The sequence below is a fragment of the Kumtagia sp. genome, from assembly GCF_059502445.1.
In genome coordinates this window covers 99,463-121,742 of record NZ_JCACER010000004.1, presented here as the reverse complement: position 1 = coordinate 121,742, position 22,280 = coordinate 99,463, and the positions used below count along the sequence as shown (strand labels likewise).

General features: G+C 67.1%; 22 protein-coding genes. 14 read left to right on the top strand and 8 right to left on the bottom strand.

Annotation, left to right across the window (positions count from 1 at the left end; translation table 11 throughout):
• Window positions 1–11: 11 nt before the first annotated feature.
• The 8 genes from AC5JDC_RS01470 to AC5JDC_RS01435 all read left to right on the top strand — a co-directional run bounded on the left by AC5JDC_RS01470 (window position 12) and on the right by AC5JDC_RS01435 (window position 8,030).
• The gene (locus AC5JDC_RS01470) at window positions 12–1,019 is read left to right on the top strand and encodes a BMP family lipoprotein (protein ID WP_495838469.1); all 1,008 of its coding nucleotides are present in this window, start codon (window positions 12–14) and stop codon (window positions 1,017–1,019) included.
• Window positions 1,020–1,083: 64 nt separating this feature from the next.
• Complete coding sequence (locus tag AC5JDC_RS01465) at window positions 1,084–2,622, top strand: ABC transporter ATP-binding protein (RefSeq protein WP_495838467.1); 1,539 nt, start codon at window positions 1,084–1,086, stop codon at window positions 2,620–2,622.
• Window positions 2,622–3,647: an ABC transporter permease gene (locus AC5JDC_RS01460; protein WP_495838465.1), complete on the top strand. Its 1,026-nt coding sequence runs from the start codon at window positions 2,622–2,624 to the stop codon at window positions 3,645–3,647. Before AC5JDC_RS01465 ends, AC5JDC_RS01460 begins: the two co-directional genes overlap by 1 nt.
• Before the next feature lie 12 nt (window positions 3,648–3,659).
• On the top strand, window positions 3,660–4,577 hold the full coding sequence (locus tag AC5JDC_RS01455; RefSeq protein WP_495838463.1) for an ABC transporter permease: 918 nt from the start codon (window positions 3,660–3,662) through the stop codon (window positions 4,575–4,577).
• Window positions 4,574–5,506, top strand: coding sequence for a nucleoside hydrolase (locus AC5JDC_RS01450; protein ID WP_495838461.1), 933 nt, complete (start codon window positions 4,574–4,576; stop codon window positions 5,504–5,506). The genes AC5JDC_RS01455 and AC5JDC_RS01450 overlap by 4 nt, the downstream gene beginning before the upstream one ends.
• 22 nt (window positions 5,507–5,528) lie before the next feature.
• Complete coding sequence (locus tag AC5JDC_RS01445) at window positions 5,529–6,284, top strand: glutamine amidotransferase (RefSeq protein WP_495838459.1); 756 nt, start codon at window positions 5,529–5,531, stop codon at window positions 6,282–6,284.
• Between the two features lies 1 nt (window position 6,285).
• On the top strand, window positions 6,286–7,047 hold the full coding sequence (locus AC5JDC_RS01440) for an alpha/beta fold hydrolase (RefSeq protein ID WP_495838457.1): 762 nt from the start codon (window positions 6,286–6,288) through the stop codon (window positions 7,045–7,047).
• Between the two features lie 53 nt (window positions 7,048–7,100).
• Window positions 7,101–8,030, top strand: coding sequence for an acetamidase/formamidase family protein (locus tag AC5JDC_RS01435; RefSeq protein WP_495838455.1), 930 nt, complete (start codon window positions 7,101–7,103; stop codon window positions 8,028–8,030).
• An 11-nt stretch (window positions 8,031–8,041) separates the two neighbouring features.
• Here the strand turns inward: AC5JDC_RS01435 and AC5JDC_RS01430 are convergent, their stop codons facing one another.
• The 8 genes from AC5JDC_RS01430 to AC5JDC_RS01395 are packed head-to-tail and all read right to left on the bottom strand — an operon-like array spanning window position 8,042 to window position 15,684.
• On the bottom strand, window positions 8,042–8,818 hold the full coding sequence (locus AC5JDC_RS01430; RefSeq protein WP_495838453.1) for an SDR family oxidoreductase: 777 nt from the start codon (window positions 8,816–8,818) through the stop codon (window positions 8,042–8,044).
• Between the two features lie 11 nt (window positions 8,819–8,829).
• Window positions 8,830–9,642: an SDR family NAD(P)-dependent oxidoreductase gene (locus AC5JDC_RS01425; RefSeq protein WP_495838451.1), complete on the bottom strand. Its 813-nt coding sequence runs from the start codon at window positions 9,640–9,642 to the stop codon at window positions 8,830–8,832.
• Window positions 9,639–10,640, bottom strand: a complete 1,002-nt coding sequence (locus AC5JDC_RS01420; protein ID WP_495838450.1) for a sugar phosphate isomerase/epimerase family protein — start codon at window positions 10,638–10,640, stop codon at window positions 9,639–9,641. Before AC5JDC_RS01420 ends, AC5JDC_RS01425 begins: the two co-directional genes overlap by 4 nt.
• Window positions 10,640–11,407, bottom strand: a complete 768-nt coding sequence (locus AC5JDC_RS01415; RefSeq protein WP_495838448.1) for an SDR family NAD(P)-dependent oxidoreductase — start codon at window positions 11,405–11,407, stop codon at window positions 10,640–10,642. Before AC5JDC_RS01415 ends, AC5JDC_RS01420 begins: the two co-directional genes overlap by 1 nt.
• 11 nt (window positions 11,408–11,418) lie before the next feature.
• Window positions 11,419–12,534 carry an ABC transporter ATP-binding protein gene (locus tag AC5JDC_RS01410; protein WP_495838446.1) on the bottom strand — a complete coding sequence of 372 codons (1,116 nt, stop codon included), beginning with the start codon at window positions 12,532–12,534 and terminating at the stop codon, window positions 11,419–11,421.
• Window positions 12,531–13,433, bottom strand: coding sequence for a carbohydrate ABC transporter permease (locus AC5JDC_RS01405; protein WP_495838444.1), 903 nt, complete (start codon window positions 13,431–13,433; stop codon window positions 12,531–12,533). The genes AC5JDC_RS01410 and AC5JDC_RS01405 overlap by 4 nt, the downstream gene beginning before the upstream one ends.
• On the bottom strand, window positions 13,426–14,361 hold the full coding sequence (locus AC5JDC_RS01400; RefSeq protein ID WP_495838442.1) for a carbohydrate ABC transporter permease: 936 nt from the start codon (window positions 14,359–14,361) through the stop codon (window positions 13,426–13,428). Before AC5JDC_RS01400 ends, AC5JDC_RS01405 begins: the two co-directional genes overlap by 8 nt.
• 60 nt (window positions 14,362–14,421) lie before the next feature.
• Window positions 14,422–15,684: an ABC transporter substrate-binding protein gene (locus AC5JDC_RS01395; protein WP_495838440.1), complete on the bottom strand. Its 1,263-nt coding sequence runs from the start codon at window positions 15,682–15,684 to the stop codon at window positions 14,422–14,424.
• Between the two features lie 133 nt (window positions 15,685–15,817).
• Between AC5JDC_RS01395 and AC5JDC_RS01390 the strand changes: the two genes are divergently transcribed.
• From AC5JDC_RS01390 to AC5JDC_RS01365, 6 genes are all read left to right on the top strand, one after another.
• A complete protein-coding gene (locus AC5JDC_RS01390; RefSeq protein WP_495838438.1) occupies window positions 15,818–17,014 on the top strand; it encodes an ROK family transcriptional regulator in 1,197 nt (398 codons plus the stop codon).
• 306 nt (window positions 17,015–17,320) lie between these two features.
• A complete protein-coding gene (locus AC5JDC_RS01385) occupies window positions 17,321–18,241 on the top strand; it encodes a MurR/RpiR family transcriptional regulator (RefSeq protein WP_495838436.1) in 921 nt (306 codons plus the stop codon).
• The gene (locus AC5JDC_RS01380; RefSeq protein ID WP_495838434.1) at window positions 18,238–18,885 is read left to right on the top strand and encodes a cysteine hydrolase family protein; all 648 of its coding nucleotides are present in this window, start codon (window positions 18,238–18,240) and stop codon (window positions 18,883–18,885) included. The genes AC5JDC_RS01385 and AC5JDC_RS01380 overlap by 4 nt, the downstream gene beginning before the upstream one ends.
• Entirely contained in the window at window positions 18,882–20,198 is a 1,317-nt protein-coding gene (locus AC5JDC_RS01375) for a type I glutamate--ammonia ligase (RefSeq protein ID WP_495838433.1), read from the top strand. Before AC5JDC_RS01380 ends, AC5JDC_RS01375 begins: the two co-directional genes overlap by 4 nt.
• Window positions 20,198–20,959 carry an N-formylglutamate amidohydrolase gene (locus AC5JDC_RS01370; protein WP_495838431.1) on the top strand — a complete coding sequence of 254 codons (762 nt, stop codon included), beginning with the start codon at window positions 20,198–20,200 and terminating at the stop codon, window positions 20,957–20,959. The genes AC5JDC_RS01375 and AC5JDC_RS01370 overlap by 1 nt, the downstream gene beginning before the upstream one ends.
• The gene (locus AC5JDC_RS01365) at window positions 20,956–22,272 is read left to right on the top strand and encodes an aspartate aminotransferase family protein (protein WP_495838429.1); all 1,317 of its coding nucleotides are present in this window, start codon (window positions 20,956–20,958) and stop codon (window positions 22,270–22,272) included. The genes AC5JDC_RS01370 and AC5JDC_RS01365 overlap by 4 nt, the downstream gene beginning before the upstream one ends.
• The last annotated feature ends 8 nt before the right edge of the window (window positions 22,273–22,280 follow it).

Here is a 22,280-nt window from a genome sequence, read left to right as displayed (position 1 = left end):
GAGTATCAGTCATGAAAGTACCAGCATCGATACGACGCGCAGCTTCCGCCGCGTTGATGAGCCTTGCCCTGCTGACGGGACCGGCATCGGCCGACGAGTTCAGCGCCGTCTACGTGATGAGCGACAATCTCGGCGACATGGGCTTCAACGACAATGCCGCGACCGGCTTCGCCCGTGCCGAGAAGGAAGGGGTGCGCGTCCGCCTGCTGCAGGCATCGCCCACCGATCCGCAGCTGTGGCGGCAGAATCTGGAGGCCGTGTCCAACTCCGGCAAGTGGAGCGTCGTCTTCACGGGTCCGAACATGCACGACAATTTGGCCGCAGTCGCGCCGCAGCACCCCGACCAGAAATACGTGTTCTTCGACGACGAGCTCAAGGAGCCCAACGTCCTTTCGGTGAAGTACGCGCAGAACGAAGGCTCCTATCTCGCCGGCGTGTTGGCCGCGGCCGCGGCGACCGACGCCAAGACTTTCCCGCTGTCTTCCGGCGAGCCGAAGATCGCGGTGGTCGCCGGCATGGACCTGCCGGTGATCCAGGACTTCATCGTCGGCTTCAAGCAAGGTGCGGCGACGGTTTCGCCGGACATCGACGTGCAGGTCATCTTCATCGGCAACTTCAACGACGCGCAGAAGGCCTACGACCTCACCAGGACTGCGATCGCCAACGGCGCCAACGTCGTCTACAACGTCGCCGGCCCCGCCGGCCTCGGCATCCTCAAGGGCGCGGCCGACTCCAAAAAATACGCCATCGGCGTCGATTCCGACCAGAACGGCCTGCATCCCGACAACGTGCTGGCGTCGATGCTGAAGCAGATCGGCAATTCGATCCATGACTCCATCCAGCAGATCCAGGCGGGCAAGGCGGCGTTCGGCACGCTGAAGGTCTACGGCCTCGCCAATGAGGGCGTCGGGCTCGTCTACAACGACGCGCTGGTGCCGGCCGAGGTGAAGGCGCTGGTCGACGCGGCGAAGGCCAAGGTCGTCAGCGGCGAACTCAAGGTCGAGACGGCATTCAAATAGTCCTCCCAGGACCTGGGCGGCGGCGCTTCGCACCGCCGCCCATATTTTTCGCGCAACGGGCACCATGACCGGAACCGATATCATCCTCAGCCTCAAGGGCATCGCCAAGTCGTTCGGCGACAAGGCCGCGCTCAAGCGCGTCGACCTCGACGTGCGCCGCGGCGAGGTGCACGTCATCTGCGGCGAGAACGGTGCCGGCAAGTCGACGCTGATGAACATACTGGTGGGCATCCACGCGCCGAGCGCCGGCGAGATCGTGCTCGACGGCCGGGCCGTGCGGATTCCCGATCCGATCGCCGCGAGCGCGCTCGGCATCGGCATGGTGCACCAGCATTTCACGCTGGTGCCGTCCATGACGGTGGCGGAGAACCTGTTTCTCGGCCGCCAGCCGCGGCGCTTCGGCATCTTCTCCGACCGGCGCGAGATGGTGTCCCGCGCCCAGGAGCTGATACGGCGCTACAATTTCGGCCTCGACCCGAACGCGCGTGTCGGACAGCTTTCGGTCGGCCAGCGCCAGCGCGTCGAGATCCTGAAGGCGCTCGCCTTCGACGCCGAGCTGCTCATCCTCGACGAGCCGACGGCCGTGCTGACGCCGCCCGAGGTCGACGAGCTGCTTGAGGTGATCGACGGCCTGCGGGCGCGCGGGCGGACGATCCTGTTCATCACCCACAAGCTGCGCGAGGTGAAATCGGTGTCGGACCGCGTCACCGTCATCCGCCACGGCGAAAGCATCTCGACGCATCGGACCGCGGACGTCAGCGAGGCCGACATCGCCCGCGACATGGTCGGTCGCGACGTCTTCCTGGTCGGCCGCAAGGGCGGCGGCGCAGGCCGCAGCTTCGGCGCGCCGGTGCTGCGGCTCGACCGCGTCAGCATGGCCAATCCCCACGGCCGGCTGCTGCTCGACCATGTCTGCCTCGACGTCAGGGCAGGGGAGGTGCTGGGCATCGCCGGAGTGGACGGCAACGGCCAGACCGAGCTTTCCGAGGCGATCGCCGGGCTGATGGACATCCAGGCGGGGTCGATCCGGCTTGCGGGCCGGGAAGTGACCAGGGCGTCGGCCGCAGAGCGCCAGGCGTCGGGGCTGGGTTTCGTACCGGAGGACAGGCTGGATCGCGGCCTCAGCGTCACGATGAGCGTGGCGGAGAACATCGCCGCCACCAACTATTCGCGCGCCGGCATTTTGCGCCATGGCTTCGTCAGCCGCGCCCGTCTCGACGCCTTCGCCGCCGAGAAGATCAGGGAGTTCGACGTGCGCGGGGCGCAACCGTCGACGCCGGTCGGCTGGCTGTCGGGCGGCAACATGCAGAAGGTGGTGATCGCGCGCGAGTTGCAGCGCGATCCGGCGCTGCTCGTCATCTGCCAGCCGACTCGGGGCCTCGACATCGGCGCTTCCGAATTCGTCTACGAGCGCATTCTGGCCGCAGCCGATCGCGGCCGCGCCGTGCTGCTGATCTCGTCCGAGCTGTCGGAGATATTCGCCCTCTCCGACCGGATCGGCGTGATGTATTCCGGCCGACTGATGCGCGTCCTCGAGCGCGCCGAGGCGGACGAGGCGGTGGTCGGCTATCTGATGAACGGCGGCGGGGAAAGGGCGGCCTGATGCGCGAGGCGACGCTCTCCCTGTTCCGCGCCCTCGGCGCGCCGCTCGCGGCGATCGCCATCACAATGGCGCTCGGTTTCCTGCTCGTTGCCTCGATCACCGACGACCCCGTGCAGGCCTATCGCGACCTGCTCTTCGCCAATTTCGATTCGCTCGGCAATTTCGCGCTGTTCCTCAACCGCGCCACGCCGCTGACGCTGATCGCGCTCGGCGTCATCTTCGCCTTCCGCGCCGGCATCTTCAACGTCGGTGGCGAGGGGCAGCTCTATGCCGGGGCGATCGCCGCGACGGTGGTCGGCGTGTTCCTTGCCGACCTGCCGGCAGTCCTCCTGCTGCCGCTCGCCGTTGCCGCGGGCATCATTGCGGGTGCCATCCTCGGCTGGATACCAGCGGTGCTGAAAGTGCGGCTCGCCGTCGACGAGGTGGTGACGACGCTGATGCTGAACACCATCGTGCTGCTCTTCACCTCCTATCTCGCCAACCAGGTCATCCGCGACACGGCGGCCTATGGCGCCGTCAGCAGGGTGGTTCCGCAGGCGATCTGGCTGCCGCCGATGCCGGGCGTGCCCGGCGCCACCAGCGGCTTTCTGGTGGCCGTGGTGCTCGCCGTCGTCGCCTGGGTCGTGCTGTTCCGCACCGAATGGGGCGCGCAGGTGCGCGCCGCCGGCACCAATCTGCGTTTCGCCTATGCCGTCGGCGTGCCGGCCGACCGGCGCATCATCGGCGCCATGCTGGTGGCCGGCGGCCTGGCCGGGCTCGCCGGCGCGCTCTACGTGCTCGGTATCGGCCACCGCTTCGAGCAGAATTTCTCGCCGGCCTACGGGCTGGTCGGCCTGACCTGCGCGCTGCTCGCCCGCATCCATCCGATCGGCGCGCTGGCGACCGCGCTGTTCTACGCCATGATGCTGAACGGCGCCGCCTATATGCAGATCTCCACCGACGTGCCGCGCTCGCTGGTCAACCTCCTGACCGGCCTGCTGGTGCTGTTGATGACAGCCCGGCTCACCGCGGGCCGGCGGGGATAGGGGCAAGAAGCCATGACCGTCTCCTCGCTCCTCGCCTCGGTTCTGGAACAATCGACGCCGATCCTGCTCGCCGCGCTCGCCGCCATGATCACGCTGCGTGCCAACATCCTCAACGTCGCGGTGGAAGGCATGATGCTGGCCGCGGCGTTCACCGCGATCGCCGTCGGCAGCATGACCGGCAGCGCCGCGCTGGCATTCTTCGCGGCGGTGGCCGCGGCGATCCTGCTGTCGCAGCTCCTGGCGCTGCTGACGTTGCGCTTCTCCGCCGATTTCATCGTCGCCGGTCTCGGCATCAACCTGCTTGCGGCCGGCGGTACGCTGTTCATGCTCGAGCGTTTCTACAACAGCCCGGGCGGGCTGAGGCCGACGAGCTTCCCCGATGTCTGGCATGTCCCGGAGGGATCGCTCTCCTTCATCCCGATCGTGGGCAAGGCGTTCGAAGGGCAGAGCTTCATCGTCATTCTGGCGCTCGCCGCGGTGCCGCTGTCGGCGGTGTTCCTCTATCTCACCCCGACCGGCGCTAATCTGCGCGCCGCCGGCGAGGACGAGCATGCGGCGCGCTCGGCGGGCATCCGCGTTGCCTGGATGAAGGCGCTCGCCGTCGGCATCAGCGGCCTGCTGTCCGGTCTCGCCGGGGCGCAGCTCGCCATGGACAAGCTGCACTTCTTCCTGCCTGACATGACCAGCGGCCGCGGCTTCATCGGCCTGGCGGCGACGCTGTTCGGCGGCGGGCAGCCGTGGATGACGGCGGCTGCCTCCTTCCTGTTCGGCTTCTTCGGCGCGCTCGGCGACCGGCTGCAGGTGTTCGCCATTCCGTCGCAGTTCGTGCTGATGCTGCCCTATGCCGCGGCGATCGTCGGCCTAACCTTCGCGCGCTGGCGCGTCCATCGGCGCAATCGGCCGGCCAGGATCGCGGAGAGCAAGCCATGACCAGCCCCATCCTGCACGACTGCGACCCGGGCAATGACGACGCGCTGGCCATCCTGGTGGCGGCCGGTCATGCCGGGCTCGACCTCAGGGCGGTGACGACCGGCGCCGGCCATCTGGCCTGGGAGCGGACGGCGCGCAATGCTGCGATCACCGTGGCGCGCTCCGGCCGCCGCGGCATTCCGGTTGCCGCCGGCGCGCAGGCGCCGCTGGTGCGCGAGCGGCTGATCGCCGGCGTGCTCGACCTCGAATCGGCACTCGATCCGAACCGTCCGGACCTCGAGGCCGTAGGGCTGGACCGCCGCCATTCGGCGGAGCTGATCGCTGAAACGGTACGCAAGGGCGCGACGACGATCGTGACGACCGGGCCGCTCACCAATCTGGCAATGGCGCTGCGCCGCGAACCGGAGCTGTCGAGCCGGATCGAACGCATCGTCACGCTCGGCGGTGCCTGGGGCCTCGGCAACAAGACGGCGGCTGCCGAATGGAACATCCTGTGCGATCCGGAGGCGGCGGCAATTGTGTTCGGCGCGGGAATTCCCGTCACCCTCATTCCGGTCGACGGAGCGGCAAATGCCGGCATCACGCCGTCGCTGATAACCTCGACCGAGGAGATCGGAGGGCCGGTAGGCTCGTTTGCGGCCGAATTGCTGCGCTCGCTGGTTTCGACGTTCCGGCCGGGGCTGTTCGGGCCCGAGCACATGCCGCTCAACGACCCGGTCGCGCCGCTGGTCGCGGCCGACCCGACGCTCGCCCGTATCGTGCCGGCACGTGTCGACGTCGAGCTGGCCGGAAAATTCACCTATGGCCGCACGGTCATCGACTTCGCCGGCAAGTCGGACGAGCCGGCCAATGCCGACGTGGTCATAGGCCTCGACGAGGAGCGCGTGCATCGCGCCTTCGTCGACGCCATCGCGCGGCTTGCAAATTGAGACGAAAGCAGAAGAGGAAACGATGGCTAACAAGCGCCGCGTATTGATCGCCGGGGAATCCTGGACGGTTCACTCCATTCACCAGAAGGGTTTCGACAGCTTCACCACCACCGAATATGCCGAGGGCGTCGAGTGGCTGCGCGCCGCGCTGCTCGCCGGTGGATGGGACGTGACTTACCAACCGGCGCATGTCGCCGCGACGGACTTCCCGTTCGATGCGCAGGCTTTGTCTGCCTATGACTGCGTCATGCTGAGCGACATCGGTGCAAACACGCTGCTGCTGCACCCCGACACCTTCAAGAAGTCGAAGGTGCTGCCGAACCGCCTCGACGCCATTCGCGACTACGTCCGGGATGGCGGCGGCCTGGTGATGATCGGCGGCTATCTGACTTTCCAGGGCATCGACGCCAAGGCGCGCTATCACGGCACCGCCGTCGAGGAAGCCCTGCCGGTCACGATCGACGCCGGCGACGACCGGGTCGAGCGCCCGGAGGGCGTGGCGCCTGGAGTGACCGACAGGGACCATCCGATCGTGCGCGGCCTCGATGCCGCATGGCCGCACCTGCTCGGCTACAACCGCTTCGCGGCGAAGGCCGGCGCGACCGTGGTGGCCAGGGCCGGCGACGACCCGTTGATCGTCGCCGGCGGCTTCGGCAAAGGCCGTTCGGTCGCCTTCGCCTCCGACTGCGGGCCGCACTGGGCCCCGCCGCCCTTCGTCGAGTGGGAAGGTTATGCACCGCTGTGGCGGCAGATCGCCGGCTGGGCCGTGGGAGACTGAGATGGCGACGCTCAACCTCATGCGCTGGGGCGACCGCGACGCGCCAAAAACGGTGGTCGCCCTGCACGGTATCACCGCCAATGCCGGCGCCATGACCGAGCCGGCGCGGCTGCTGGCCGCCTGCGGCTGGCAGTTCATCGCGCCCGACATGCGCGGGCATGGCGAAAGCAGCCGCGCCGACGGCGATTTCTCCTTCACCCGGCTGCTCGCCGATTTCGTGGAGAATGTCCCGGTCGAGCCCGACGTGCTGATCGGCCACTCCTTCGGCGGCACGCTGGCGCAACTCGGCGTGCTGTCCGGCGATTTCCGGCCGAAGGCGCTGCTGCTCGAAGACCCGGTGTCGCATTTCGCCGACAAGGCCACGCCGAAGGCCATGCTCGACTGGGACGAGGCGAACCTGCCGCGCGGTATCGACGGCCTGCTCGAGCTCAACCCCGGCTGGTCACGGCGGGACGCGGCATGGAAGCTGCTGTCGCTGGAGCAGATCGATTTCGACGATGCGCGCGCCGCCTTCTCCGGCAACGCGCCCTGGGATCTGCGCCCGCACGCGGCCGAGATCGCCGCCCGGCTCCCGACGGTCTGGGTGCTGCCCGAGCAGAGCCGCTTTGTTCCGCCCGAGGACATCGCGCGGCTCAGGCGCGAAGCCGGTGACCGGTCGGTGGTGGTCATGCCCGGCGTCGGCCACAGCATCCACCGCGACGCGACCGAGGCTTTCGTCAACATCGTCGAAAAACTCGGCGCTCGGACCTGGTTCGGACAATGACCGGCGGGGAGGATTTTGTTTTCCACCTCGGTGGTCACGCTGCGCGGAGGACCGTGCCCGCGGGCAAGCCGTTTTCCGTCTTCACCGAGGACTGCTTTTCCGGCAGGCTCACCTCGACCGAGGGCAGGCCGCGCGAGATAGCGCCGTTCCCGAAGGTCAACCCCTTGACCGGCCCGATCGCGATCGAGGGCGTGCGTGCCGGCGACATCCTTGCGGTGCATCTCGTTTCTCTGGAGCCGTCCCGCGAGTGGGGCGTCGCGACCATCTCGCCGAATTTCGGCCTGCTCTCCGGCACGCGCGCCGCGCCCAATTTGCAGCCGGAGCAGGACGAGCGCGTCTGGATATGGCGCTTCGACGCGGAGCGCCGCTCGCTTTCCACGCTTGCCGCCAACGGCGCGACGCTCAGCGTGCCGTTCCGGCCGTTCCACGGCACGATCGGCGTCGCGCCGGCGCATGGCGAGGTCCGCCTCGGCGTCAATCCCGGCGATTTCGGCGGCAATCTCGATATTCCCGACCTGGGGCCAGGAGCGACGCTCTACCTGCGCGCCAATGTCGAGGGTGGGCACCTCTATATTGGCGATGGTCATTATGCGCAGGGCGATGGCGAGATCGCCGGGACCGCGATCGAAGGGGCTTTCGATACGACACTCGTGGTCGATCGCCTACCGGCCGACGACCGCTTCGACTGGCCGCGCTTGGAAACGGACGGCCATATCGGCGTGGTCGGCGTCGCCCGCCCGGTGGACGACGCGATCCGTGTCGCCGCGACCGGCCTGGTGCGCTGGATCGCAGAACTGACCGGCCTCGACACGATGGATGCGCATCAGCTTGTCAGCCAGGCCTGCACGCTGCGCATCGGCAATCTGGTCAACCCGGCCTTCACCGTGCTCTGCTCGATCGGCAAGGATTTGCTGGGAGCGAACATGGCGATCCAGGGCGGGGCCCATGGCAGGCTGCGAGGGGTGGGGCGTCTCGGAAAATAGGCAGACTCGGCTCAGAGCGAGGCCGTGATGCCTCCGTCGACATAGAGCACGTGGCCGTTGACGAAGCTGGCGGCGTCGGAGGCGAGAAAGACGGCCGCGCCGATCAGTTCCTCTACCTCGGCCCAACGGCCGGCCGGCGTGCGCTTCTCCAGCCAGGCGGAGAACTCCGGATTGGCGACCAGCGCGGCGTTGAGCTCGGTGTTGAAATAGCCCGGGCCGATGGCGTTGACCTGCAGACCGTGGCGCGCCCAGTCCGTGGCCATGCCCTTGGTCAGCATCTTCACCGCGCCCTTGGTCGCCGTGTAGGGCGCGATGCCGGTGCGCGCCAGCTCGCTCTGCACGGAAGCGATGTTGACGATCTTGCCGCGGCGCCGCGGGATCATCTTGCGTGCCACCGCCTGACCGACGAAGAAGACGCTGTCGATGTTGGTGGCCTTCAGCCGCTCCCAGGCATCCAGCGGGAAATCCTCCAATGGCGCCCGGTGCTGCATGCCTGCGTTGTTGAACAGAATCTCGATCGGGCCGATGTCGCTTTCGATGGCGTCCACCGCCGCAGCCACGGCCGCAGCGTCGGTCACGTCGAAGGCGCGGGCATGAACCTTGAACCCTTCGGCGGCGAGTTTTGCACGGGCCTCCTCCAGCGCGCTTGCCGTGCGCGCATTGAGCACCACCTCGGCGCCGGCTTCCGCCAGCCCGCGGGCGATGGCGAAGCCGATCCCCTTGGAGGAGCCGGTGACCAGCGCCAGCCGGCCGGTGAGGTCGAAGCGTTTGATTGCCGTCTCGCGCATGACTGCCTCGCTCAGCCCGGAAAGATGGTGAAGCCGCCGTCGACGCGGATCACCTGGCCGTTGATGAAGCGGGCACGCGGTCCGGCGAGGAAGGCCACTGCCTCGGCCACTTCCTCCGGTTCGGCATAGCGGTTGAGCGAGCGCTTTTCCGAATCCATGCGGCTCGGGTCGACGACGCGCGTCGCCTGGAAGCGCGCCGTCTTGGTCGCCCCCGGGCTGACGGCGTTGATGCGCACGCCCTCCTCGATCAGCTCCTTGGCGAGGCAGCGGGTGTAGTGCACGACCGCTGCCTTCAGCGTCGAATAGACCACTTCCGGCGAGCAGCCGATATGGGCGGCGGCCGAGGCGATGTTGATCACCGACCCGGAACCGCGCTTCACCATCGGCGGCACGAAAGCCTGGCAGACCAGCATGGTGCCGATCAGGTTGTTTTCGGTCAGGACCTTGATGTCTTCATAATCGATGTCGAGCGCGTTGTTGGGGCTGGGCTTGCCGCCCTTGGCGCCGATGTCGCCGCCGGCGCAATTGACCAGCACGTGCACGTCGCCCAGCTCCGCCTCTATTCTGCGCTTCATCTCGGCCACGGCGGCCTTGTCGCCGATATTGCCGGTGACGGCGGTGACGCGCGTGCCGTGCCGGCCGATGTGTTTTGCGGATTCTCCCAGATCGGCGAACTCGCCGTATTTGGACGGTTGATTCCAGTCCAGGTCATGGATGGCGACGTCGGCGCCGAGTTCGGCGAGGCGGTCGGCCATGACGTGGCCGAGGCCGCGTCCGGAGCCGGTGACGAAGGCGGTCAGGCCGCTGAGTTCGCGGGTGGTCATTCAGCATTCTCCATGGTCATGAGGCCGAGCGAGCGCATGTTGGCGGCGCTGCGCCGGATCATGTCGAGCTCGTAGGAAACAAGGGCCGCGTCGTCGCCGCGCTCCCAGGGGGTGCGGAAATCGGCGTCGTCGGGCAGCCGGTTTGTCTGCGCGGCGGCCAGGCACGCGGCGAGTTCGCGCGCGGACTTTTCAGGATAGCCGTTCCACCAGTCGTTGGTCAGCAGGCGCACATGCCGCGCCTCCAGCGCGCCTGGCTCCAGCACGGCGGTCAGGGTTTCGTGATGATCCGACAGAATTGCCATCATCTCGCGGAACGGCACGGCGCCGTCGCCGATGGCGCAGCGGACGAGCCTGTATCCCTCGCTCGTGAACTGCACGCGATAGTCCTTGAGGTGGACATGCCTGATATAGGCCGCGATGCGGCGGGTGAAGTCGAGCGGCGCCTCGGCGACCGGAAAGGTGTTGCCGGTGTCGAAGGTTAGGCCGACGCCCGGCCCGCCCAGCTCGCAGAAGGCGACGAGTTCGGCGCTGCCGAAATCCTGATGGTTTTCGATGGCGAGCGTGTGCCCTTCGGCCGCAGCCCGCGGACCCCATTCCTTCAGCGCCGAGCGGATTTTGGTGTTGTACTCGCCCCATTTTTCGCCGGCGGCGTTGCGGTCGCCGCACAGGATCGGCGTCAGCGCGGTGCGGATGATCTTCGCCTCGAGCAGGCGCGCGGCGCGAAACGCGTTGTCGAGCGGCCCGGCGACCAGCAGGCCGCCGCTGACGATCGGGACGATGCCGAGCGAAGCGAGCCGCTCACGCAGCCCGACGACATCGTCGTCGGACAGTTCCGTCAGCCAGGGCTCGTAGATCTCCAGCGCCTTTGCGCCGAGTTCGATGCCGAGCACGAGGAAGCCCTCCAGGCCAGTCCCCTGCGGGTTGGCGCGGGGCGTGCCGCGGCCCTGCAGGCCGAGGTGGTAGGTCAGTCCGTAGGGATTCAGGCCGATACGCAGCATCACCGCAACCCCGCATCGACGAGAATGGATTGTTTGGTGATCATCCGGCTGTCGTCGGCGGCGAGGAACAGCGCGGTGCGGGCGATCTCCTCGCCCAGCAGCACGCGGTGGAGCAGCTGCCGCTGCACCACCTGGTCGACCGCCTCCTCGTCCTTGAACCAAAGCTCCCGCTGCCGCTCGGTGATGACGGCGCCCGGCTCGATGGCGTTGACGCGGATGTTGTCGGGGCCGAAGGCGCGCGCCAGCGCCCGCGTCAGCCCGACGATGCCCGCCTTGGCTGTTGCATAGGCGGCCATCTGGTCGGCGCCGAACCGCCACGAGGTCGAGGAGAAGTTGATGATCGAGCCGAAGCCCAGCGCCTTCATCTGCGGATGCACGGCCTGCGCGGCGAAGAACTGGTGCTTGAGATTCACGTCCTGCGCGCGATCCCAATAGTCCGGCGTCACCTCGGCGACGGCATGGCGGTCGTCATTGGCCGCGTTGTTGACGAGCACTGCGACCGGCCCGAATTCGGCACGGACCTTCTCGATCGCCTGCTGCAAGGCAGGGATGTCGGTCACGTCGCAGGCGATGAACAGCGGCACGTGCCGGGACTTTTCGGCAAGCTCCTCGACGAGCCTTTCGGCGGTCTCGGCCTGGATGTCGAGGAAGGCGACGCGCGCCTGGTTGGCGGCGAAGGCGCGCACCATGTCGGCACCGATGCCGGAGGCGCCGCCGGTGATCAGCACGACGCGATCGCTCAGGCTTGGATAAGTGGCGAAGGACAAGGGCAAAACTTTCAAAGAAGGGTTTTGGTGGTCGGGTCGAACAGGCAGGCGCGCGCCATGTCGATGCCCAGCGTCATGGTCTCGCCCATGCGCGGGGCGCTGTCGGGATCGAACCGGCCGGTGACCTCAAGGTCGCCGAATTTCAGCACCGCGAGCGTTTCGGCGCCGGTCGGCTCGACCAGCTCGACCGGCGCATCCATGGCCGCGATGCCCGGCTTGCGCTGCCCGAGATCGTCGGAGAAGCGGTAGATATGCTCCGGCCGGACGCCCAGCACGACTTGTTTCGGTGCATTCGCGGGCGCGGGCTGGGCGAGCGGCAGGGTGGCCGTGCCGCCATTGGCGGTGCGCACCGTGACGGAAAACTGACCGGCCACGCCGTTCAGCTCCGCCGGAATGAAATTCATCGCCGGCGAGCCCATGAAGCCGGCCACGAACATGTTGGCCGGGCGGCTGTAAATCGTCTGCGCGGCGTCGAACTGCTGCACCGAGCCCTGGTGCATGACGGCGATGCGCGAGGCCAGCGTCATCGCCTCCACCTGATCGTGGGTGACGTAGATGGTGGTCTTGCCGACGCGGTTGTGCAGCTTCTTGATCTCGGTGCGCATGTCGACGCGCAGCTTTGCGTCGAGATTGCTGAGCGGTTCGTCGAACAGGAACAGTTTCGGGTCGCGCACCAGCGCCCGGCCCATGGCGACGCGCTGGCGCTGGCCGCCGGAAAGCTGGCCGGGTTTTCGGTTGAGCAGCGGCTCGATCTGCAGCAGCGCCGACACGCGCTTGACCGCCTCCGCCTGCTCGGCCTTCGGCACGCCGCGGCTTTCCATGCCGAAGGTGATGTTTTCCCGCACCGTCATGGTCGGGTAGAGCGCGTAGGACTGGAACACCATGGCGATGTCGCGATCCTTGGGCGGCACGGAATTCACCAGCCGGTCGCCGATGCGGATCTCGCCCGAGGTCACACTTTCCAGCCCGGCGATCATGGCGAGCAGCGTCGATTTTCCGCAGCCGGAGGGGCCGACCAGCGCAACGAACTCGCCCGGCTGCGCTTCGAGATTGATGCCGCGAAGCACCTCGACGGCGCCGTAGCTCTTCTGCAGGTTGCGGATGGTCAGCGCGGATTGGTTGGTCATTTGATGGCGCCCTGCGTCAGTCCCCGCACGAAATATTTTCCGCCGAACAGGTAGATCAGCAGCGGCGGCAGCGCGCCGATCAGCACGGCTGCGCTCATCACGTCGTAGCTGCGGGCCGTGGTGCCGCTCGCCGTGAGCGCGACCAGCGCGGCGGTGATCGGCTGCTGCTGGCCCGAGGTGAAGACCACGCCGAACAGATATTCGTTCCAGATGCCGGTGAACTGCCAGATCACCGTGACGATCAGGATCGGCGGCGACAGCGGCAGGATGATTTTTCGGAAAATACGCCAGAAGCCGGCGCCGTCGATGCGGGCGGCTTTGATCAGGTCGTCGGGGATGCCGACATAATAGTTGCGGCAGAACAGCGTGGTGAAGGAGATGCCCTGGATGACGTGCACCAGGATCAGGCCGTAGGTCGAGTTGGTGAGGCCGAGCTTGCCGAGCACGAAAGCCCACGGCATCAGCGCAATCTGGCCTGGCATGAACACGCCAAGGAGCATGCAGGTGAACAGCACTTCCGAGCCGCGGAAGCGCCATTTGGAAAGCACGTAGCCGTTGATCGCGCCGAGCAGCGTCGAGAGGATGGTCGCCGGAATGGTCATCCACAGCGAGTTCAGGAAATTGCGCTTCATGCCTTCGCATGTGCCGGCGATGCAGTAGGTGCCCCAGGCGTCGCTCCAGGCATTCAGCCGGAAAGACTGGGGCAGGGAGATCAGCCCGTTGCGAGCGATCTCTTCCTGCTCGCGGAAGGAGTTGAGCACGACCACCAGCAGCGGCACAAGATAGATGACGGCAAACAGAGTCAGCAGGCCGTAGATGGCGAAGCGGCTCCAGAAGTGCCGGCGGCTCGCGGCGGCAGCTTCGGCGTCGAAGGGCAGGGCGATCGCCGTGTCAGCCATGGCCGCTCTCCCGCCTGCGGCGCCACACCACCCAGAGGGAGTAGGGCACCAGCACCACGGCAAGCGCGGTCAGCATCATGACCGCAGCGGCCGCGCCCTCGCCAATCTGGCCGCGCTGGAACATCAGGTCGTAGACATAGATGGCCGGGAAGGTGGTGGAGACGCCGGGGCCGCCGCGCGTCAGCGCCGCGACCAGGTCGAATGTCTTGATCGCGAATTGGATCTGAATGACGGCCACCGCCAGGAAGATCGGCGCGATGGTCGGCAGGATGACCCTCCTGTAGGTGCGGAAAGTGGAGGCGCCGTCGATCTGGGCGGCCTTGATCAAATCCGGATCGACCGAGCGCAGCCCGGCCAGGAACAGCGCCATGGCGAAGCCCGACGACTGCCAGACGCCGGTGATGATGATGGCGTAGATCGCCAGATTGCGGTCGCTGGTGAGCGCGAAGTTGAAGCTGCTCCAGCCGAGACCACGCACCAGCGCCTGGATGCCGTCGGCCGGATTGTAGAGCCAGCTCCATACCGTGCCGGTGACGATGAAGGAGACGGCAAGCGGATAGAGGAAGATGGTGCGCCACACGGCCTCGCCGCGCACCCGCTGGTCGATGAGAATGGCAAGCAGCAGGCCGACCGCCATCGAGCCGAGAATGTAGAAGCCGCTGAAGAAGAAGAGATTGGTGTAGGCGATGTTCCAGCGGCGGTTGGCCCACAGAGACATGTAGTTGTCGAGGCCGGCGAAGCCGTAGCTCGGCAGCAGCGACGACGTGGAAACCGACAGATAGAGCGTCCACGCTGCGAAGACGAAGACATAGACGAAGCTCGCGGCCAGCGACGGGGCGAGCACGAGGATGGGTATCAGCGTGCCGAGACGCTCCCGCCAGGGGCGCGCCGGTGCGGCGATCGGAATGGTCAGGTCGTGGGTGGACATCGCGCCGCCTGGAAACGAAAGCGGGCGCGGGAAACTCCCGCACCCGGCCCGGAGGGCAAGCTACAACTGCGCTTCGGCGGCGTCCGCCATGGCGTTGGCGGCGTCCTGCGCCGACATGCCGGGCGTGGCCACGAACTCGGTGATGGTGTCCATCATGGCGCCGCGCAGCTTCTGCGGCACGGTCATGTTGTGCGCCATAGACCGCACCAGCGTGCCGCCGTCGATCGATGCCTGCAGATCCTTCTGTGCGATCTGCTGGCAGGGATTGAAGCCGTTGGACAGGTCGACGTCGAGCCTCGCCGGGATCGAACCCTTGGTCTGGTTGAAGATGGTCTGGAATTCCGGCGAGAGGATCGTGCTTGCCAACAGCTTCTGGCCCTCCTGATAGTCCGGGTCCTTCTGCTGGAAGAACACGACCGAGTCTGAGTTGAGGATGAAGCCGGGCTTGCCCCAGTCGGTCGGCGCCTGGCCGCAGACATAGTCGGTGCCCTGCTTGAAGCCGCCGGCGGTCAGAAGCCCGAGCGTCCAGTCGCCCATGATGTGGAAGGCGGCCTCGCCGCGGCCGACCAGATGCGACATGGAATCCCAGTCGCGACCGTTCATGCCGGGATCCATGTACTTGGTGGTCATGGTGCGGAACTGCTCGAACGCCTTGACCATGCCGTCGCTGCGCATGGCGTCGATGTCGCCTTCGACGAACGCCTTCTTGTAGAGATCGAGATCCTGCCCGTAGACGACGACCTCGAACACGGTCGAGTCGGTCCAATCGGCGGTCGAGTGCGAGAGGCAGATCTTGCCGGTGGCCACGATCTTGTCGCAGGCCGCGTTGAAATCGGCCCAGGTCTTCGGGATCTCGGTGACGCCGGCGGCTTCCATCACCTTCGGCGAGGCCCAGATCCAGTTGATGCGATGGATGTTCATCGGCGCGGCGACCCATTTGCCGGTCGGCTTCATCACCGGCAGCAGCTCCGGCGCCACCACCTTCTCCCAGCCTTCGGCCGCCGCCAGCTCGTCGAGGTCGGCGGTCATGCCGGTCTCGTTCCACTCGGCGATCTCGGGGCCCTTGAGCTGCACGGCCGGGGGCGCGTTGCCGGCGATCACGTCGGCGCGCAGTTTTGCCAGCGTGTTGGCGGTGTGGCCGGCGATCGAGGTCTGCTGCCAGGTGCCGCCCTTGGCCTGGAACATCTCGCCGAGCTTGGCGATGGCCTGCGCGTCCGAGCCGGTCGCCCATTGATGCAGCAGGTTGGTCTTGGGCTCGGCGAAGGCGGAACCCGCAAGAAAAGTGCATGCCGCGGCGGCGGCGGCCGTCCTCAGATAACTCATCGTTTCACTCCCATTTGGTTCTGCACGGTTCGTTGCGACCGTTTCGGCAGAGACCGGCGGTTCATGCACGCGATCTCTAGTTTTTTCTAGAATGATCAAATACAACGTTCAGTCAAGGAGCTTTTAGGCCTTTATGACAAAAACCCTGCTCAAATCCCTGTTGATCGATCAGCCTTCCGGAACGCCGGAAAGCGTCATTGTGCGCTGCCTCAGCCAGCGCGGCGCCATTTCGGCGGCGCAGATCGCGCGAATGACCGGACTCGCTCGGTCGACGGTGTCGACGGCTCTGACAGGCCTGAGGAAATCAGGGATGGTGGTCGAAATCGTCGGCCCACAGGAGGGTACGAAGGGTGTTGGACGTCCGGCGGCGGCCCTGGCGCTCAACCCGGAAGCCGGCACCTGCGTCGGCATCCACATCAGCCTCGACGAGGTCCGGCTGATGGTGGCCGACGTCTCGCATTCTGTCATTGCTGAACAAAATATCCCTTTAGGCGTGGACTACACGCCGCAGCAGGCCGCCAGGATGGCGAAGGAAGTGATCGCGCAAAGCTATGCTGACAAGGGTCTGCCGGTATCGGGCCTCCTCGGGGTCGGCGTTTCCGTGTCGGGCCCGGTGAGCCCGGATGGCGTCGTGCAGAGGGCCAGCATTGTCCCAACCTGGGCCGGCGTCAACATCCGCAACGTGTTCGGCCCTGTGCTGCAGCAGCCGATTTTCGCCGACAACGAAAGCAACTGCTCGGCCATCGCCGAGATGATGTGGGGCGCGGCGGTGGGCCATGAGGACTTCGTGCTGTTCAAGATCGATCTGGGTGTCGGCGGCGCGATCGTGCAGAACGGCCGCATCCTGACCGGCATCGCCGGAGGGGCGGGGGAGTTCGGGCACATCAGCATCGACCCGACGGGCGATCTCTGCCGTTGCGGCAACCGCGGCTGCCTCGAGCTATATGCCAGCTTTACGCGGCCGCTCGAGCAGATCGCCAGGGTGGTCGGCCGCAGCGTCACCATGGATGACGCGATCCTGATGGCGGAGCAGGGCGACGTACGGGCGCTGCGCATGATCGGGGACACGGCGGAGATCGCCGGGCGCGGCCTCGGCATGATCGGCTCGGTGATCAACCCGCCGCTGATCATCATCGGCGGACGCATGGCGCTGGCCGGCGACATCTTGCTGGCGCCGCTCGTCGCCTCTTACGAAAAGCACACGCTGATCAAGGCGCGCGATCTTCCGCCGGAGTTGCGCACCCGCATTACGATCGGCAAGCATACCGAGAACGACGTCCTGCTCGGAGCGGTCGGCCTGGTGCTGCGCCATCACGGCCGGCTTCAGTAGCGCATCGCCTGACTTCCCAGGTTCGTCCTGCTTTCGCCGACGACGCTTTGTCGGCGACGGCTTCCTGTTTGTAGATATGTCTTCATTCTTGACAATAACCTATTTGAATGTAGGTTTTGCTTCGCCTTGCGCCATCGGCCGGGGTGGAGCTCCGCGGCAATGTGGCCAGCACTGCTCCAGCGATAGTCAAGGCTCTCGGCAGGACCGAGGATTGGGGTCGGCGAGAGCGCAAGCCGGCCTGGAATCCGCAAAAGCAGGTTCGATGCCGAGTGATGCGGCAGTCACGGCGGGCGGCACGGGGGAAGAATGACGATCCGCGACCTGTTGATGAACGAGGGGCTGTCGCTCACGCCGTCGGAAGAGAAGATCGTGCGGCTGCTGCTGGCCGAGTATCCGACGTCGGGTCTGGGTACGGCGACCAGCCTCGCCAGGCGCGCCGGCGTCAGCGATCCCACGGTGGTCCGCCTGGTCATGAAGCTCGGCTATGACGGCTTCGCCGATTTCCAGGCGAAGCTGCTTGCCGAGGTCGAGGCGCGGCTGCACTCGCCGCTGCTGATGATGGAGGCCAAGCGGACGGCCGGCTCGGAGGACAATGCCATCCTGGCCTATCTAGGCTCGGTCGGCACTGCGATCGAGAAGTCGGTGAGCACGACACCTCTGCAGAGCTACGAGCGCGCGGCCAGGCTGCTGATGGAGGCCAAGGGCGACGTGGTGCTGCTCGGCGGCCGGTTCAGCCGCTATGTCGCCGGCATGTTCGCGGGCTACATGCTGCAGTTCCGCCCAGGTGTGCGTGACCTCGGCGCGTTGTCCGCGCAGGCATTCGACGTGTTGGCCGATCTCGGCCGCAGGGACGTGCTGGTGGTCTTCGATTACCGCCGCTACCAGCTCGACGTCGTCGATTTCGCCCGCCAGGCGTCGGCGCGCGGGGTGCGTGTCCTTTTGTTCACCGACCAGTGGCTGTCGCCAGTCGACGAGCTTGCCGAGGTGACGATCGTCAGCCCGCTCGAGGTGGCCTCGCCCTACGACACGCTGGCGCCGGCGATCGCGCAGATGGAGGCGCTGGTCGCCCACATCCTTTCGACGCTGAGCGACGACGCCCGCGTTCGTATCGAGCGGCTGGAGGAAGTCCGGCATGCCAACGCCGTGACGCTTGACAGCGATCCGCAGGAAAACCGGGCGCGCCGCACGCCCGGACCCAAATCAGCAAGGCAGGACCAGAAATCATGACGCCACCCCTCCCGAAGCGGGACGAACCCTATCGCGCCGGCGAGACCGCGCTGCTGGTCGTCGACATGCAGCGCATCTGGCTGGAGCCCGGCGCCGATCCGGATCATCCCGAGCGTGGTCCGGACCACTATTTCTACCGCCAGACGGCAAGCCAGACGATCCCGAACCAGCAGCGGCTGCTCGCGGCGGCCCGCGCCAACGGCGTCGAGGTGCTGCACACCATCATCCAGAGCCTTACCGAGGACGGCCGCGACCGCTCGCTCGATCACAAGCTGACGCCGATCCACATCCCGCCGAGCCTGCCCGAAGGCCTGCCGATCCCCGCTTTGGCACCGGTCGGCGACGAGATCATGCTGCCGAAGACATCGTCCGGCATCTTCAACTCGACCAATGTCGACTACGTGCTGAAGAATCTCGGCATCCGCTATTTGATCGTGGCCGGCGTCCTGACCGACCAGTGCGTGGACATGACGGTGCGCGACGCCGCCGATCGCGGCTATCTCGTCACCTGCGTTTCAGACGCTTGCGCGACCATCACGCAGGAACGCCACGACATCGCCCTGAAAGCGTTCGGCGGCTATTGCTGGATCGCCGACACCGACTCCGTGCTCGCCCGCATCGAAGCCCTGGGGAAGCGCGCATGAACGCCGAATCGCTCGTAGCGGTCGTCACCACCGACCTTGCTGCCATCACGCGCGGCCGCTTCGTGGTGGAAAGCAGGCTGGACAAGATCGCTGCCACCGGCGTCGGCTGGCTGCAGGCGAACCTGTCGCTGACGCCGTTCAACTCGATCGTCGACCCCAATCCGTGGGGTTCTTCGGGCGACCTGCGGCTGATCCCGGATCTCGGAGCGCGCTTCCGCACCGCCGGCACCGGCTCGGCCACGCCGTTCGACATGGTGGCCGGCGACATCGTCGAGCTCGACGGCAGCCCGTGGCTCGGCTGCACGCGCACCATGCTGAAGGACGCGCTCGCCGCATTGAAGGCCGAGACCGGCCTGTCGGTGGTCGCCGCCTTCGAGCAGGAGTTCCAGCTTCTCGGTGGTAGCTTCGCGCCGGCGCATTCGCTGTCGTTCGCGGCGCTGCGGCGCACCGATCCCTTCGCACCCGGGCTGATGGCTGCGTTGGAGGAGGCGGGCGTCTCGCCGGAGGTCATCATCGCCGAGTTCGGCAGCGAGCAGTTCGAGGTGACGCATGCGCCGACCGACGCGCTGGCCGCGGCCGACCGAGCCGTCGCCATCCGCGAGATCACGCGCGAGCTGGCGCGCAACGCAGGCTGCCGCGCCTCATTCGCGCCGAAGACGGCGCCTGACGCCGTCGGCAACGGCGTGCACATCCATTTCAGCTTCGTCGACAGGGAGGGCAAGCCGGCGACCTACGATGCTTCCATGCCGGGCGGTCTGTCGGGGCGGGCAGGAGCCTTCTGCGCGGGCGTGCTGCGGCATCTGCCTGCGATCACAGCGCTGACGGCGTCGAGCGTGCCGTCCTACCACCGCCTCAAGCCGCATAGCTGGAGCTCGTCCTATACCTGGCTCGCCGACCGCGACCGCGAAGCGACGCTGCGCATCTGCCCGACCGTGACCATCGGCGGCCGCGACCCGTCGCGGCAGTACAACGTCGAGTACCGGGCGGCCGATGCGACGGCCAATCCCTATCTGTCGCTGGCGGCGATCGTGCGCGCCGGGCTGGAGGGACTGAAATCCGGGCTGCCGACGCCGCCGCTGGTGTCCGGAGACCCGACGCAGATGAGCGAGGCGGAACTGGACAGGCTGGGCCTCGAGCGCCTGCCCGAGACCTTGCCGGCGGCGATCGACGCGCTGGTCGCCGACGAGACCGTCACCGGCTGGTTCGCGCCGGCCTTCGTCGAGACCTTCGTCGGGCTGAAGCGGCACGAGGCGGAGCATCTTGCCGATCTCGATGCCGAGGCGGTCTGCGAGCTCTACGGGAAGCTCTATTGATGGAGCCCGCAAAAGACTGGCCGGAGGCGGTCGAGGTTCTCAACGAGGACGGCCGCTCCGACATCGTGCTCCTGTGCGAGCATGCATCCAACCACGTTCCCGCCGAGTACCGTGGCCTAGGCCTCGAGCCCCGCCATCTGGAGCGTCACATCGCCTGGGACATCGGCGCTGCCGAAGTCACCCGCCGCCTGTCGGAGCGGCTCGACGCGCCGGCCTTCCTGGGCACCTATTCGCGGCTGCTCGTCGACCTCAACCGGCCGCTTGGCCTCGAGGGCAGCATTCCCGTCCATTCGGAAGACACCGCCATCCCCGGCAATGTCGGCATCGACGTCGCCGAGAGGGCGAGGCGGGCGGCGATCATGTTCGCGCCTTTCCACGATCGCGTAGCGGCGCATCTCGACCGGCGCATCGCCGAAGGCCGGCCGACCCGGATCATCACCATTCACAGCTTCACGCCGGTATTTTTGGGCGTCGCGCGTCCCTGGCATGCCGGCGTGCTGTTCGGCGAGGCGCGGCAATTTGCGACCGCCATCCTTGCCGGTCTCAGAACCGACGGCTCGCTCGATGCCGAGGCCAACGTGCCCTACGTGATCAGCCGCGACGGCGACTATGCCGTGCCCATCCACGGCGACGACCGCGGAATTCCGGCGGTGCTGATCGAGATCCGGCAGGATCTCGTCGCCGATGCGCAAGGCATCGAGGAATGGACCGATAGGCTGGTCGCTGCGCTGCCGGTCCTGCAAACGGAGAGAGCCGGATGAGCACGCCCAGCCTGCGCGAACGGGACGCAAGGGTCATCGCCGAGATCGGCAGGCTGCGCTTCTCGCCGCTCAGCCTGGTCGGCGGCAGGGGCAACCGGCTGATCGAGGAGGGTGGGCGCGAAGTGCTCGACCTCTCCGGTTCGGCCGGTCCGGCCGCGCTCGGCTACGGCCATCCGGCGATCGTCGAGGCGGTGGAGAGGGCGGTCCGCGACATGGCCGGCGCCAGCCTGCTGCTCTATCCCAACGAGCCGGCGGTGTCGCTGGCGGAGCGGCTGCTGGCGGTCACGCCGGGCAGCGGCGAGCGGCGCGTCTGGTTCGGACATTCCGGGTCGGACGCCAATGACTGCACGGTACGCGTGCTCGCCGCCGTCACCGGGCGCTCCCGCTTCATTTCCTTCATCGGCTCCTATCACGGCAATCTGTCCGGCTCGATGGGCATTTCCGGCCACACCGCGATGACCCACACGCTGCCGCGGCCGGGCGTCCTGCTGCTGCCCTATCCCGACCCGTTCCGGCCGAAATTCAGCGCCGAGGACGTGCTGGCGCTGCTCGACTACCAGTTCGAGACGACCTGCCCGCCCGACCAGGTGGCGGCGGTGTTCATCGAGCCGCTGATGTCGGACGGCGGCCTCATCGTGCCGCCGCACGGCTTCCTGAAGGCGTTGCAGGACCGATGTCGCCGGCACGGCATCAAAATCGTCGTCGACGAGGTCAAGGTCGGGCTGGCGCGCTCGGGCCGCATGCACTGCTTCGAGCACGAGGGGCTGGAGCCGGACCTCGTCGTCTTCGGCAAGGGGCTCGGCGGCGGCCTGCCGCTCTCGGCGGTGGTCGGCCCGGCCGAGATCATGGACCATGCGCCGGCCTTCGCTCTGCAGACAACGGCCGGTAATCCGGTGGCGACCGCAGCAGGCGGCGCGGTGCTGAAGACCATTGAACGCGAAGGCCTGGTCGAGCGCTCGGCAAGGATCGGAAAGCTGTTTTCGGACGGGCTGCGCGCGCTGGCCGAAAAACACGAGATCATCGGCGACGTGCGGGGCAGGGGGCTGGCGGTCGGCGTCGATCTCGTCGCTGACCGCGGCACGCGCGACCCGGTGCCGGCGACCACCACCGCCAAGATCATCTACCGCGGCTACCAGCTGGGCGCTGCCTTCACCTATGTCGGGCTGAAGGCCAATGTGCTGGAATTCATGCCGCCGCTGACGCTGACGGACGACGAGGCCGCCGAGGGCGTCGCCATCGTCGACCGGGCGATCGAGGACGTGCTGGCCGGCAAGGTCGCCGACGCCGACGTCGCTTCCTTCATGATGTGGTGAGGACGAGC